This window comes from Methylobacterium sp. WL8, assembly GCF_008040045.1.
GTDB classification, from domain to species: domain Bacteria; phylum Pseudomonadota; class Alphaproteobacteria; order Rhizobiales; family Beijerinckiaceae; genus Methylobacterium; species Methylobacterium cerastii.
In genome coordinates this window covers 38,872-51,494 of record NZ_VRVF01000035.1, presented here as the reverse complement: position 1 = coordinate 51,494, position 12,623 = coordinate 38,872, and the positions used below count along the sequence as shown (strand labels likewise).

The following is a 12,623-nucleotide window of genomic DNA, read 5'->3' as shown; positions in this document are numbered from 1 at the left end:
AAGACATCGACCTGACGCAGCTTGGCGACGATCTCTTCAGCCGTATGCTTCTTCCGTCCCATGAAAATATCCTCCACATGGCTTGAAGCCATACCTCAGGGAGGACCACTTTTCAGGAGGCAGGCCACAGGCCGACGGGCAGGGTCGTGACCTGCTTAGCGGTGAGTTTGTTGATCGCGGGCACGGTCCAGCCTGGGCTTAGATGTGCCCAAGCGAATGCCCAAGCACGACGCATGTCCTTGGCGGTCCTTACCTACCCCCACGTGACCGCGACACCGAAGAATATGGAGCTTTCTCAACGGGTTCGACAACCCGGAGAACCACGCATAACCGCTCTGGGCGGGTAAATGGCGGAGACGGAGGGAGTGTCCCCACAGCGCTGTTAAGCAAGCAAAAACAATGACTTAATGGACGCCGACAACGCCCTTTGTGTACCACCCTCGTGGACACCCGTCTAGGGTTGTGACCGGGGTGATCCAAATCGGGCGGAGCGAAGGTTGGCGACGGCTGCGTTAAGAGCACGGCCCCACTGCCGGGACAGTTCGATCAACACTCGCCTAGTGATGGATGGCATCCGCCACCCAAGGCATTTCCACCTCCGCGTCCCCGATCCTCGGCCACAGGTGCAGCTGGCGCTTGAGCCTCCGCGCGCGCAGCCTCAGCGCAATATCAACTGGCGATCAGGCTCACTAATTGCCAGTTGAACCAGCGACTGCGGGCCGGCGGTCGTCCGCCGGACGCGCTGATCCCGGCCATCGGTCGAGATCAGCGCCGCTTGGTATTATAGGTCAATTGATCTCGTGGCCTCAGCGGCGAACAGGGCCAGTGCCGCGGGCGACGTCCTCGAGCGCAATCGGAGGTAGACCATTCGAACGACTATCGTAGCTTCCAGGCGATCGATACTGATGAGCGCTCACTCGCGGGCAGCCGCCAGCGCCTCGAACTACGCGAAGAGCTGCGGGGTCGGATCTGGGAGTAGGGCGTCCCTCGCAGCGGGAATGGTGCTCGCAGGCTATGACGACGCTAGGGCGTGCAGCGGCAGGAGCCGCCGCCGCATCGGGCGACGCACGTTTCGACCGTCTTCATTATTGGAATACGGGATGTCACCATCGGGGTGATCGTCGGTTATGCCGCGATCTCGGAACCAATCACTTGCTGCGAGAAGGCCTCGAGGAATTGCGTGGCCCTGGAGGCGAGCGAGGCGGCGGTGATAAGCGCCCGGGGATCGTCGCGGACGAGTGGCAGCCAGCCGGCCATGTAGGCGGAGTGGTTGATATGCGGCTCGGGAGCCAAGCCCAGGCCAGCCAGGACGAAGGCAGCACCGAGTTCGGCTACAAGTTCTTCGGCAGCGTAGCTACGAGTGGCGAAGCGGGTGTTGAGCCGTCTGTCGAGGCGATGCGGAGCACCGGTCCAATGGATGAGTTCGTGAGCAAGAGTCGCACAGAAGCCCTCTGCCGAATGGAATAGCACCCGATCCGGCATCCGAATCTCGTCGCGGATGGGAAGGTAGGCAGCGGATGCACCCCGGCGGACGTGGGCACCGGTTGCTGTGACGAAACGGTCGAACACCGGGATCGGGTCGATTGGCGTCAGGGGCCTTTCTGGAAACTCGGGTGCGCCTTCAACCTGCTCGGCGTTGAACACGCTTGAGGCGCGAGCGACAAAGCGACGGTCTGCGTTTTCGCCTTCCTCGGAGGCACCGGGCAGATCCCGGTAAAAAAGCACGGCGGTGCCGCGCTCGCCCTTGCGAACCTGGGCCCCGAGTTCGGACCACTGCCGGTACGTCGCCCAGCGGGCATCGACGAAGCCGGCGGATTGACCGCCGCACCAGAGAGCGATGATGTTGATGCCGCGATAAGTCCGGCCCGTCAGAGCGTTACAGGGTAGGCCGCCGTGGGCACGGTGCCAGGGGCAGACCCAGGTATTAGGGTCGGTGGTCTCGATCTGACGAAGGATGACGTCGGTGATGCGCGAGTAGGGATCGACCATGGGCCTGCCTGAGACAAAGCCGCGATGCAGCGGTCAGGCAAAGCTTCACGCATGGGAGAGGGATCTTGCTGGCGGTGTCCCTGGTCGGTTGTTGGGAACGGCCGGAAAGGTGGCAACCGTACCTTGATCCTTCATCCATAAGCGGACGTTCTGCCTCCGACCCAACGCAGTCATTCACGCGAGGCCGTGCGGATCCCGAAAACGGACGTATGGATTGTGCGGACGTGGCAATGATGTCCGGAAGGCCACGCGCCGCATTCCAACGTTCGTAGCGGCACCCGGGACGTACCGTTCGTCGCGTCCGAAGGTAGACGACGATGGGAGGGGCGCTGACCTTCCCACGAGGGGAAGCACCATCTGTGATGTCTCACACCGGTGACATCCGGCGCTTCCAAAACTGCGAAGCCGGATCGGCCCCGCGCCGTAGCAGACTATCAGACCGGCGACTTCGCCTAGAAGCGTCCGATATGAGTGGCCCATAGACCTGACTGAGACGTCCGGCCTGACGAAATCTTCGACGGACCACTGTTCGGCCTGCAGCGCAAATATTGAAGGACAATGCCATCATGTCCCTACATTTCGAACGCCTCGGCACGGGCCGGCCGCTGCTTATGGTCCATGGGCTCGGATCCAATCTCCGCACCTGGGATCCGCTCCTGCCCGCATTGCGCGACTTGCGCGAACTGATTTTGGTCGAATTGCCGGGACATGGCAGGTCGGCCCCGCTCGCGGGTCGGCAGACGATGGAGGCCCACGCGGACGCCCTCACCGGCTTTGTGACATCTCAAGGCCTGACGACAGCGGACCTTGTCGGCAGTTCGGTGGGAGGCCGGCTGGTGCTGGAGCTGGCACGGCGGGGCATCGGTCGGCACTGCGTGGCGCTTGATCCCGGCGGCTTCTGGCGTGGGTGGGAAACGCGCTGGCTCCACTGGACGCTCGCGGCATCGATACGCTTGGTGCGGTTGCTGCGGCCCTTCCATCCCGGCCTGTCGCGCCACGCCGTCACCCGTACGCTGCTACTGGCCCAACTGTCGGCCCGTCCGTGGGCACTGCAACCGCAGCTTGTCGTAGGGGAGTTGCAGAGTCTGGCGGCCACACCGGTGTTCGATGCGATGCTGCGTGAGCTGGCACACGGGCCGTTGCAGCAGGGTTCGGCAACGACCCCCGGCTTTGTCACCATAGGCTGGGGCCGCCAGGACCACCTGCTGCTGCCGCGCCAGGCTGCACGCGCCCAGGTATCATTCCCGTCGGCCCATCTGCACTGGTTCGAGCGCTGCGGCCACTTCCCGCATTGGGATCAGCCTGCCGAGACGGTGCGGGTAATCCTTGAAACGGTTGGTAAGGATGCGCCTTAAATTGCTCGTCGAACACCCGAGCCCACGGTCATCCACGGGTCGTCGAACATAGCGGCCAAGCTTGCCTCCTCCGCCCAGCAACTGGTCCATGGTCCAACTGCTTTTGCCGCCAAGACGAAGCAGCGCTTCGAGGCCAACTTATAGCGCAGCCGAACTCAGGCGGACTTTACACGGACACGAATTCATCATGGGCCGGGAACGGCGCGCAGCCCCCCGATGTTCGAAACAGGATTCCCTTTTCGACTCGATACGTCGAACCCCGCGTCCGCTGCGCTCTCCCCTGCCGCGGTCCCCTTCAGTTCCCCGATCACCGGGAGGAAAATCCTGACCTACCTTCGATACGCGCCCGACATCGAGCGGCCCGCGCCGGACGAGCAGAAGACGATTGACGGCATCATCCAAGGCATGACGCAGCAATCGGAGACGGTCGAGGCACGCGAGCACCATGCCGTGCGTGCCAGCCATGCCAAAAGCTCGGCCTGCGTGACGGGCGAGTTGACGATTTCCGCCGGCCTGCCAACCGAACTGGCGCAGGGGTTGTTTGCCACGCCCGGCACCCACCCTGTGGCGGTTCGTTTCGCTCAAGGACCAGGCGAGACCTTGGGTGACCGGGTGTCGACCCACCGCGGCATGTCCATCAAGGTTTTCGACGTTCCGGGAGAGAAGCTACCCGGCCATTCCGTCGACACCCAGGATTTCGTGCTCGCGACCGGGACCACCTTCCCGTCCGGCACGGCGGCGGGCTTCCTGCGCGACGGCACGGTCATCGGCAAGTCGACCGGCCTGCCGGAGGGGGTGAAGAGCGCGGTGTCGTCGACCATGCGCAACATCAACAAGGCGCTCCATGCCTTCGGCACCGAGAGCGCGTTCGCCGACTTCTTCGGGCACCCCTACAGCCATCCGCTTGCCGACAGCTACTTCAGCCAGGCGCCGGTACGCTTCGGCGATTACGTGGCCAAGCTCGGGGCCGTGCCCGCGACCGAGGCGCAGCGCGCGCTGTCCGAGTGGCGGTTGGACCCGAACCAAGACGAGGACGGTTTCCGGCACGCCACGGTCGCCTTCCTCAGGGACATCGAGGTGGTGTTCGAATTGAAGGCGCAGCTCTGGGCCGATGCCGAGCGGCAGCCCATCGAGGACGCCTCGGTCGACTGGCCGGTCTCGGTCAGCCCGTACCGGACGGTGGCGACGCTCCGCCTGCCGCGCCAGGACGCCTACTCGCCGGACCGGGTGCGCTACTTCGACGAGGTCATGACCTTCCGCCCGGCGCACAGCCTCGCGGCGCATCGACCGCTCGGTTCGGTGATGCGGGCGCGGCTGCAGGTCTACCGCGCGCTGAGCGATTTCCGCCACCGCGAGAACGGCGTGGCGGCCGAAGACACCGCCGGCATCGACCGCATCCCGGCGTGAGGAACGGCGCAAGCCGCGCCTCTGATGAACCCCAACACCCAGAAGGATGATGAGATGAGCTTACAGGGCAAGAAGATCGCGATCCTGATCGCACCGCGCGGCACCGAGGAGCCCGAGTTCGCCAAGCCCCATGAGGCGGTGAAGCAGGCCGGGGCGACCGTGACGGTCATCGGTTTGGAGGCCGGCGAGGCCGAGACGGTCAACAACGACCTCGATCCCGCCGGCCGCTACAAGGTGGACAGAACCATCGATGAGGCGTCGGCCACGGACTACGACGGGCTCGTAATCCCCGGCGGCTGCGTTGGCGCCGACAAGCTCCGGGCGAGCAAGGATGTCGTGGCGTTCGTCCGGGACTTCTTCGCCGCGGGCAAGCCGGTCGGCGTCATCTGCCACGGTCCCTGGACCCTGATCGAGGCCGACGTCGTGAAGGGACGGACGCTGACCTCCTACCCCACCGTACGGCGGGACATCGAGAACGCCGGTGGCACCTGGGTCGACGAGGAGGTCGTCTGCGACAAGGGGCTTGTCACCAGCCGCACGCCCAAGGACCTGCCGGCCTTCTGCGCCAAGATCGTCGAGGAGTTCGCGGAGGGCCGCCATCCCGATCAGGTTCGGAGCGCCTGAGGAGTCGGGAAGCCGACGATTAGCTCTTGAGAGCCTGGGGCGGCCCATAAGTCGCCCCGGGTCATGTCTTGGAGACGTCCCGCGGCCGGGACGCCTTGGCGGATGTCTCCATCAACCCTTGATGGCGCCGATCTGCTTCAGGATGCCGAGCTCGTCGGACGAGCCCCACCTTTCGACCATCTTGCCGTCGACGAAGCGACCGATCTGCATGCCGCGGACCTTGACGGCCTTCCCGGTCGGCTTGTGGCCGTTGAAGTCTCCCTGGTGCGTGCCGGTGAGCGTGTAGGCGAAGGCGACGCTGTCACCGTCCGCGACGAGCTTCTTCACCTCGACCTGCATGTCGGGGAACGCGGTGCGGAGTTCGGTGAAGAAGGCCTGGTATCCCTCGGGACCCATGTGCTGGCCCGGCGCCGGGTCGTGGTCGTGGCAGTCCGGTGCGACAACCTCGGGGAAGGCGTCGAAATGGCCGCTGTTGACGAGTTCGCCGAATTTCTCGGTCGCCTGGATGCTGGTCTCGCGGGACATGATGTTCCTTGGGGCTCGGGGCTGGCGAAGGCGCGCCCAGCGCCTCGACGCACGGGAAACTCCCGCCACCGTGGGACGTTGCGGCGCCATGCACGACAGGATCGGGATGACCGCCAGGCATGACGTCGTCCATGAGGGTGGCGGTAGCCGACATGCCAGACCGTCCGTCCCTAGGTGACGTTCACTCGCACCCGATGCCAGCAGGCGCATAGGTAGCCCTTATGGTTCCAGGTCTCGTCCGGCAGTGCCGGCTGCGTCTGGCCCGCTTCGTCCCAGGCGCGCACGGCGAGCTCATGCTCGCCCGGAGGCAGGTCGAGGCTCGTGCTCCAGAACGTCCAGGCGAACGGAGCCGCCGCCTCGCGTTCGAGCTCGGCCTGCACCCAGGATCGGCCCCCGTTCCCGGAGACGTCGACGCGTACGACGGCCCGATCCCCGCTCACCGCGTAGCCGCGGATCCTGTTGCTCCCCGATTTGAGCGCGGCCCCAGACCCGGGCTCGCAGATCGCGGCGTTCAACGGCATCGTATCGATGGTGTGGCCATTGGCCGGATCGACAGTCTCGGCGGTCACGTCGGCCGGGTACAGCTTGTAGTCGCCGGCCTGGATCGGGTTGTCAGATGGGTGGTCCTGGACGGTCAAACGCCGGAGCCACTTGGGGCTGCGCACGCCGGCGAAGCCCGCGGGCGTCCGTTCGACCCGGGGCAACCAGATGACGCGACTTCTGTAGGCAACTAATCGGTTTAACCTGTGTTGCGAAACCATGACGACGAAGCGCTCCATGGAAGCCTCGGCCGTCCTCGTCGTCGAGGACGATGACCTCGTGCGCCTCTGCGCGGTCGAGATGCTTGAAGATGCGGGCTTCTCGATCATCGAGGCCCGCCATGCCGACGAGGCGTGGTTCATCCTCCACGAGCGCTCCGACATCGGCGCGCTATTCACCGATGTCGACATGCCGGGCACCATGTGTGGGGTGACCCTGGCCGGACGCGTCCACGACGCCTGGCCCGATATCCGCCTCGTCGTGACCTCGGGACGCCAGCGCTTCGCCGACGGCGAAATCCCCGACCACGGCCTGTTCGTTCCGAAACCCTACAGCGCGGGCCAAGTCATCGACGCGATCCATGACGCGGTCTGATCGACGTCCGGGGACCTTAGACCGTTGGCGATTCATCGTTGGAACCTGATGGATGCGGCTTGTCGCGAGCGTCGGCAACGAGTCGGGAGGTGACCCTGACCCTTCGCCCCGGAGGAGACGTTCCGCTTCGCAACTAATCCGGTTGTAGGGCAAACGGACGGGCCCCGACCCATCCCGGTAACGTTGACGGCAATCGGCAGGTCCCGAAAGCGGCCATGCATCAACGTTGGCTCGGGGGGGAGCAGAAGCTAATGGCAACGATTGGAGCGGACATGATCACCGCGAGGTGATGAGATCCTTGATCCGCGAGGCGAGCGTATCCATTGCGAAGGGCTTGGTCAGCACCTGCATGCTGGGGTCCAGGTGCCCGTTGGTGATGACGCTGTTCTCGGCGTAGCCGGTGATGAACAGCACTCGCAGATCGGGACGTCGTTCGCGGGCCGCATCCGCCATCTGGCGCCCGTTCATTCCGCCCGGCAGACCGACATCCGTGACGAGCAGGTCGATGCGGACGTCGGACTGGAGCACCTTGAGCCCCGCGGCGCTGTCTCCCGCCTCGATGGCGGTGTAGCCGAGATCCTCAAGCACCTCGGTGACCAGCATGCGCACCGACGGCTCGTCGTCCACGATGAGCACCGTCTCGCCCTGCTCGGCGCGCGAGGCCTCGTCGAGCTTCTGCGCGAGCCCCTCCTCGTCGGTCTCCCCGTAGTGACGCGGCAGGTACAGGCATATGGTCGAGCCCTCCCCGACCTCGGAGTAGATCCGCACCTGCCCGCCCGACTGCTTGGCGAAGCCATAGACCATCGAGAGGCCGAGCCCCGTGCCCTGCCCGAGCGGCTTCGTCGTGAAGAACGGCTCGAACACCTTCGCGATGAGGCTCGGCGACATGCCGGTCCCGGTGTCGGTCACGCAGACGCTGAGGTACTGGCCCGGTGCCATGTCGTGCTGGCGCGCGCCGTTCTCGTCGAGCCACTTGTTCGCCGTCTCGATGGTGATGCGGCCGCCGTCCGGCATCGCGTCGCGGGCGTTGATGCAGAGGTTCAGGAGCGCGTTCTCAAGCTGGCCTGGGTCGATCAAGGCGGGCCAGATCCCTGCCGCTCCGACCACTTCCATATGGATCGCCGGCCCCACCGTGCGTCGGACGAGTTCCTCCATGCCGCTGATGAGGCGGTTCACGTTCGTGGGTTTTGGATCGAGGGTCTGCCGGCGCGAGAACGCCAGCAGGCGGTGGGTGAGCGCGGCTGCCCGCTTGGCTGCCCCCTGCGCCACGGTCATGTAGCGGTCGACGTCCGTGAACCGGCCCTGGTCGATGCGCTTCTGCATCAACTCCAGTGAGCCAGAGATCCCCGCGAGCAGGTTGTTGAAGTCGTGCGCCAGCCCTCCGGTGAGCTGGCCCACCGCCTCCATCTTTTGCGACTGACGCAATGCCTCCTCGGTGTTCTGAAGGGCCTCGGCCTGCTCCTTCTCCGCCGTGATGTGTCGGCCGCTCGCGTAGATCAGGTCGCCGTCGGGGGCGGCCACCCACGAGATCCAGCGGAAGCCCCCGTCCTTGTGCCGGTACCGGTTCTCAACGACCGGCAGGCTCTGGACGCGGGCATGCTGGAGCGCACGGTCTGTCACACCTTCGTCGTCCGGGATGAGGAACTCGAACAGGGGTTTGCCGACCGCATCTTCAGATGTCCAACCGAGGATCGCGGTGAAGGCCGGATTGACGGCCTGGAAAACACCCTCGCCGTCGATGATGACCTGGATGTCCTGGGTGTTGCTCCAGAGCCGGTCGCGCTCCTGCGTGCGCTCCTGAACCTTCTGTTCGAGCGTGTCGTTCAACCGACGGAGCGCTTCCTCCATGCCCTTGCGGTCGTTGATGTCGCTGAAGAAGATCGCGACGCGGTGGTCGGCCGGGTCGCCGACGCGCAACGCACGCACGTCGAACCAGCGCCCGAACCTGTCCGCCTTGTTCTCGAAGTGCGCCGGCTCGCCCGTGAGCGCGACGCGCCCGTAGGTGTCGAACCAGTGCCGCTCCAGGTCCGGGGCGAACTCGCTGACCCAGAGACCGGCGACCTTGGCGCCGGTTTGCCGTTCGAAGGCCGGATTGGCCTCCACGATGCGGTAGTCGACCGCTCGGTCCGCATCGTCGAACTTCATCTCGACGATGCAGAACCCGACGTCGATGCTCTCGAAAAGGGTGCGGTAGCGCGTCTCGCTCTCTCGGAGTTGCTTCGAGACCGAGCGCCGCGCGATCTCGACCTCGGTGCGGTCCATGACCCGGCGGGCGAAGGCCAACTCCTCTGCGGACCAATACTGGGCACGGTCACGATGCAGGCAGAACACCACTTTGAGATGCCCGTCCTCCATCAACGGCAGGTTGGCCATGGACCCGATGTCGAGTGCACGAAAGCTATCGACTTGTCCCACGGTGCGGGGATCGACGGTCACGTCGGCGACCGCGACATCCTCGCCGCGCCGCAGGGCTTCATTGAAGTTGCCGTAGTCGGCGAAGCTGTGGCTTCCGGCCGCGCTGCGCTGACCCGATGCCAGCCAGTCCCGTGCGATGACGATGTGCTGGCCCGGCTCGTCCACATCGCCGTAGGCCGCGCGCGAAAGGCTGAGCGCGTGGCCGACGGTCTCGGCAGCGGCAAGGGCCATCGCCTGCGGCGTGTCCAGCGTGCGCAACCGCTCGGACAGCTCGATCAGCATGGCCTCCATGCGGCGCTGCTCGATGTCGATCAGCACGCCCGGGAAGGTCAGGGCCGAGCCGTCCGGGGCGAGATCGACGCGCCCGTTCGCCTCGATCCAGTAGTAGCGTCCGTCGGACCGGCGCACGCGGTACTGGTGGGCGTAGGCACCGCCGCGCGCGATCACCTCCTCGATGGCGGCGGCCAACCCCGCCTGGTCGTCGGGGTGCACCGTCGCCACGATCTGGGCGAGGGGGATGCCCGTCCGTCCAAGCGTGGGATCGAGGCCAAAGGAACGGGCGAAGCCCTCGTCGACGGTGAAGCGGTCGGAGGGTATGTCCCAATGCCAGGTGCCGATGATGGCGCCGGCTGCCAGCGCGAGTTGCACGCGCTCGCCGTTCTCCCGCGCCAGCGCCTCGCTCCCGCGCAGGGCGTCCTGCACCAGTCGACGCTCGGTGATGTCGACGATGAGCATCGCCACGCGGTCGTCGCCGGCCGGGAATAGGTGAGCATCGTACCAGCGGCCGAGCGGTGCGGCCTCTCCCTCGAACCGGATCGCCTGCTTCGTCCGGACGACCTGCCCGTAGGCGTCGTGCCAGTGCTGCTCGATGCCGGGTGCGATCTCGGTGGCCCATCGCCCTGCGGCGTCCGTCAGGCCGGTGTGCTTCTCGAAGGCTGAGTTCGCCGATAGCACGCGATGGTCGGCCGCGCGTCCGTCCCCATCGAACCTCACCTCGCAGATGCAGAAGCCGGCGTCGATGTTTTCGAACAGGGTTCGATAACGCACCTCGCTCTCGCGCTGGGCCTCCTCCCCATCCAGGCGCTCGTAGACCGCCGAGATCAGTCGGGCGAGTGTCTCGAAGAAGGAAAGCGCGTCCGTGTCGAACTTGGTCACCTGGGTCGAGGCGAAGGAGATCACGCCGCGCAGGCTGCCGCGGCTCATGATCGGGAAGCCGGCGTAGGCGTTCAACCCGATGTCCCGGGCGGTCTGGTAAGCGGGCTCCTCGCTGTTCTGGACATCGGTCAGGATCAGCGGTCGACGCTCTTCGGCGACGATGCCGCTAAGTGGTGTCCCGTAGGGCATCCGATGGACGAGGGCCTTCAACTCCTCGGTCGCGCCGAGGGAGTGGGTGAGGCGCAGATGTCGGCTGTCCTGCCAGACCTCGTAGATGTAGCTGCGGTCGAACCCGAGGGTGCCCGCACTCGCGGACAGGATGGGATCGAGCACCGCGGCGGGATCGGTGGCGGTCAGCAGGGCCTGCGAGGCCTTGGCGAGGACCTCGATGCGCCGGGCCTGCCGCAACTTGGTGCGCTGCCGTTCCAGAGCCTGGTCGCGGCCTTCAACGGCGCGGCGCATCTCCAGAAGGTTCGCCACCTGGCGTCCGAGCGCCCTGAGGTCGTCGGCCTGCTCCGGGGTCAATCCGCCGGGCCGGGGCACGGTGTCGATGACGCACAACGAGCCCAGCACCTGCCCTTCGAGGGTGCGGAGCGGCGCGCCCGCATAGAAGCGGATGTGCGGCTCGCCCGTGACCAGCGGGTTGGCCATGGTCCGCGGATCGGCGCTCAGGTCCGGGATTACGAGGAGGTCGGGCTCGACGAGGGCGAACTTGCAGACAGAGCTATCGAGGTCGGTCTCGCAATGGGGGAAGCCGACGCGGGCCTTGAACCACTGCCGGTCGGCGGCGACCAGGCTGACGAGGGCGACCGGCGTGGCGCAAAGGCGCGTCGCGAGACGCACGACGTCGTCAAAGCCCTGCTCGGGCGGGGTGTCGAGGATTTCATGGGCGCCGAGCGCGGCGAGGCGAGCCGGATCGGCTACATTGTAGGGAATGTCGGTCATCTCGCGTCAGGCCAATAAGCGGCCGATCTTCAGGCTCCCTCGCCTAGATCGAGGTACAAGGATAGGGGCCTCGGGGTCGATCATGAGGCGCAGGCCGAGCGGATGACCTTGCTGACGCTCGCGTAGCGTCCGGAGGCAACCTGTGCCTGGAGGTAGCTTTCCAACAAGCTCAGGGAGACGCAACGCGTTGGGGTGTTGGACATGACATATTTTCGCACGGCGGATCAGAGCTATCAACCTATGTTAAGCCACCGTCGTCGGAACGTTCTCGGCAGAGCACAACCTTCTCACGAACAGACAGGCTGACGCTTCGAGTAGCGGCGTGGGCTGGCGCGACCCTAACGTTCGCCGCGTTGCGTCGCCGTTCGGAAGCGGACCGAATAGAATTCACTCGTTCCGGCCGTGGTTCTCTGTCTTGCCGAGCCGACTGCAAGCAGGCGCTCCCAAAAAAGAAAGGGCCGCCCGAAGGCGGCCCCGAAATAAAACGTGTCGGGATGTCAGTACCCGCAGCCGTAGGGCGAATACCCGTAGCCGCCGCCGTAGCCGACCGGCTGGCCGTAGCCATAGCCACCACCATAACCACCGCCGTAGCCGTAACCGACCGGACGGGCGTAGCCGTATCCGCCGTAACCATATCCACCGTAGGCGTTCGATGCGATGGCACCCGCTGCGAGGCCGGCGATGCCAAGCCCGATCACGGCACCCGGTCCGATACCCCGGCGCCCGTAGCCGCCACCGTAGTATCCGCGGCCATACCCACCGCGGTACCCGCCGTAGCCACGACCATAACCGCCGCCGAAGCCGACGCCCCTATACCCGCCGAAGCCGCGACCGAACCCGCCGCGCCCGAAACCCACTCCCCTGTATCCGCCGCCGAAGCCACGACCGAACCCGCCGTGACCGAAGCCACCACGGCCAAAGCCGCCACCGTGACCGAACCCGCCATGGCCGAAGCCACCACCATGGCCGAAGCCACGAGCCTCAACGGATGGCGATGCTAATACGCCAAGGCCCAAGGCTGCCGTCGCAACGAGTGCAATCTTGTTCATGCGCAAAGATTTTCCGGAGATGTTT

At 65.7% G+C, this 12,623-nt stretch carries 8 protein-coding genes and 1 pseudogene; 4 read left to right on the top strand and 5 right to left on the bottom strand.

All coding sequences use genetic code 11. The features are described from left to right. Positions 1-1,125: 1,125 nt before the first annotated feature. On the bottom strand, positions 1,126-1,989 hold the full coding sequence (locus FV234_RS14185; RefSeq protein ID WP_147829899.1) for a zincin-like metallopeptidase domain-containing protein: 864 nt from the start codon (positions 1,987-1,989) through the stop codon (positions 1,126-1,128). 548 nt (positions 1,990-2,537) lie between these two features. On the opposite strand from FV234_RS14185, the gene FV234_RS14180 reads away from it, so the two are divergent. The 3 genes from FV234_RS14180 (at position 2,538) to FV234_RS14170 (ending at position 5,375) form a co-directional block, all read left to right on the top strand. Beyond that, positions 2,538-3,344 (top strand): alpha/beta fold hydrolase, encoded by an 807-nt coding sequence (locus FV234_RS14180; protein WP_246686201.1) that lies wholly within the window; start codon positions 2,538-2,540, stop codon positions 3,342-3,344. A 324-nt stretch (positions 3,345-3,668) separates the two neighbouring features. Next, entirely contained in the window at positions 3,669-4,751 is a 1,083-nt protein-coding gene (locus tag FV234_RS14175; RefSeq protein WP_147829909.1) for a catalase family protein, read from the top strand. Between the two features lie 54 nt (positions 4,752-4,805). Then, positions 4,806-5,375, top strand: a complete 570-nt coding sequence (locus tag FV234_RS14170) for a type 1 glutamine amidotransferase domain-containing protein (protein WP_147829895.1) — start codon at positions 4,806-4,808, stop codon at positions 5,373-5,375. A 111-nt stretch (positions 5,376-5,486) separates the two neighbouring features. Here FV234_RS14170 and FV234_RS14165 read toward each other — a convergent pair whose 3' ends face one another. Next, positions 5,487-5,900, bottom strand: coding sequence for an ester cyclase (locus FV234_RS14165; RefSeq protein ID WP_147765289.1), 414 nt, complete (start codon positions 5,898-5,900; stop codon positions 5,487-5,489). A 170-nt stretch (positions 5,901-6,070) separates the two neighbouring features. Beyond that, positions 6,071-6,577 (bottom strand): annotated as a pseudogene (locus tag FV234_RS14160) (molybdopterin oxidoreductase); the annotation flags it as partial. 82 nt (positions 6,578-6,659) lie between these two features. On the opposite strand from FV234_RS14160, the gene FV234_RS14155 reads away from it, so the two are divergent. Continuing rightward, positions 6,660-7,034, top strand: coding sequence for a response regulator (locus tag FV234_RS14155; protein WP_147709887.1), 375 nt, complete (start codon positions 6,660-6,662; stop codon positions 7,032-7,034). 276 nt (positions 7,035-7,310) lie between these two features. Here FV234_RS14155 and FV234_RS26675 read toward each other — a convergent pair whose 3' ends face one another. Together FV234_RS26675 and FV234_RS14135 are read right to left on the bottom strand one after the other, a co-directional pair. Then, positions 7,311-11,549, bottom strand: a complete 4,239-nt coding sequence (locus tag FV234_RS26675; RefSeq protein ID WP_246686199.1) for a GAF domain-containing protein — start codon at positions 11,547-11,549, stop codon at positions 7,311-7,313. 497 nt (positions 11,550-12,046) lie between these two features. Next, positions 12,047-12,406: a hypothetical protein gene (locus FV234_RS14135; protein ID WP_246686198.1), complete on the bottom strand. Its 360-nt coding sequence runs from the start codon at positions 12,404-12,406 to the stop codon at positions 12,047-12,049. Positions 12,407-12,623: the final 217 nt, after the last annotated feature.

Excerpts from the sequence above, each read along its gene's own strand:
- FV234_RS14185 (WP_147829899.1), bottom strand. The coding sequence starts at position 1,989 with ATGGTCGATCCCTACTCGCGCATCACCGACGTCATCCTTCGTCAGATC.
- FV234_RS14170 (WP_147829895.1), top strand. The coding sequence starts at position 4,806 with ATGAGCTTACAGGGCAAGAAGATCGCGATCCTGATCGCACCGCGCGGC.
- FV234_RS14165 (WP_147765289.1), bottom strand. The coding sequence starts at position 5,900 with ATGTCCCGCGAGACCAGCATCCAGGCGACCGAGAAATTCGGCGAACTC.
- FV234_RS14155 (WP_147709887.1), top strand. The coding sequence starts at position 6,660 with ATGACGACGAAGCGCTCCATGGAAGCCTCGGCCGTCCTCGTCGTCGAG.
- FV234_RS26675 (WP_246686199.1), bottom strand. The coding sequence starts at position 11,549 with ATGACCGACATTCCCTACAATGTAGCCGATCCGGCTCGCCTCGCCGCG.